The following is a 1,068-nucleotide window of genomic DNA, read 5'->3' as shown; positions in this document are numbered from 1 at the left end:
CCTGCTTGCCGTAGAGCATCCGCCACAGACCTTTTACCCAAAGCACGATCAATAAAAAAGACAGGAGTCTCTGATTTAGTCACGCTGCCACAGAAAGCGCCATTTCACAGCGAATCGCTTCCTCAATCTGGAGGTGCGAACATCTATAATCAAGAGCCAGAGTGTCAATCGAATCTCCTGCCTTATATCGCTCTCCTAAGATAGCTGTAGGAATGCCAATACCAACTTAAACTGGACGACCAAACGCGATTAAAGGGTCAATTGCTAACACTTTCGGAGCCTCTACCGCATTCAAACGAGTAATCGGAAATAGGCGGGCTGCAATGCCTTTTTCGTCCCACTCAACCCGCCTTAAAAGATGCTGCAACGCTGCCCGCATCACCAATTGTCCGTCCCTAGAAACCGCGATTAAACTGCCTAGATATTCTACAAACAGATCCACGCCATCCGTTTGAAACCGAAGTTGTGCTAAGGGATGAGGAACACCAAACTCACTTGCCAGGTAATCGAGGGTGAGCCGAATTTTATCCAAGCGAATTTTATGCTCTTGACGAATCACTCTCAAAACGTGGGCCTCAACTAAATTCGTAAATGAGAGTTGAGGAAATTGAGGATTTGGGCGCTCAATTAATGGCTGAAAATATCGCTTACACTCTGTGGTTGGGTAATAACGCCCATGTAACCAAGACCGCAGCGTTGGGAGTGGAATCGTTAGATAACGGGCGGCATCTGCTATTGAGTAGGCAGGTAGATTGCGAGAATCTAACCCGTTCGGCACAAACACCATATCAGCCCAGGTTCACGAATGTCGGTATGGGCTTATTTTATCATGGAGTGCGATCGTGCCTCTGGTAAGGGGAGGAGAAGGGAAGAATTTTCTGTTCTTGAACCCTAGTCTCTAGTCCCCAGTTCCTATTCCCCCTCCCCTTTCTTTCCCCCTCTCCCTTCCTTTTCAAAAGCTGCTGGTTGTAAATTACTGGGTGATACTTTGATAGCATGGTAGCTTAAAATGCCAATTATCAGAGCAGCATTTGTCGATAAAAGCCTCTAAGAGTAAGGAATAGAGTG

2 protein-coding genes are annotated in these 1,068 nt (G+C 46.6%); one reads left to right on the top strand and one right to left on the bottom strand.

Features of this window, described 5'->3' with window-relative positions; genetic code table 11:
• Nucleotides 1-204 (top strand): hypothetical protein (locus OSCI_RS31200; protein ID WP_234708676.1); only part of this gene is annotated, 204 nt, incomplete at its 5' end.
• A gap of 22 nt (nt 205-226) precedes the next feature.
• On the opposite strand, the gene OSCI_RS00500 is transcribed toward OSCI_RS31200, so the two are convergent.
• Entirely contained in the window at nt 227-787 is a 561-nt protein-coding gene (locus OSCI_RS00500; protein WP_007352869.1) for a hypothetical protein, read from the bottom strand.
• Nucleotides 788-1,068: the final 281 nt, after the last annotated feature.

Source organism: Kamptonema sp. PCC 6506, assembly GCF_000180455.1.
In the GTDB taxonomy this organism is placed as follows: Bacteria; Cyanobacteriota; Cyanobacteriia; order Cyanobacteriales; family Microcoleaceae; genus Kamptonema; species Kamptonema formosum.
This window is presented reverse-complemented; position numbering and strand designations above follow the sequence as displayed.

What these genes read in the sequence shown, in the direction of transcription:
- OSCI_RS00500 (WP_007352869.1), bottom strand. Translation starts at nt 787, where the DNA reads ATGGTGTTTGTGCCGAACGGGTTAGATTCTCGCAATCTACCTGCCTAC.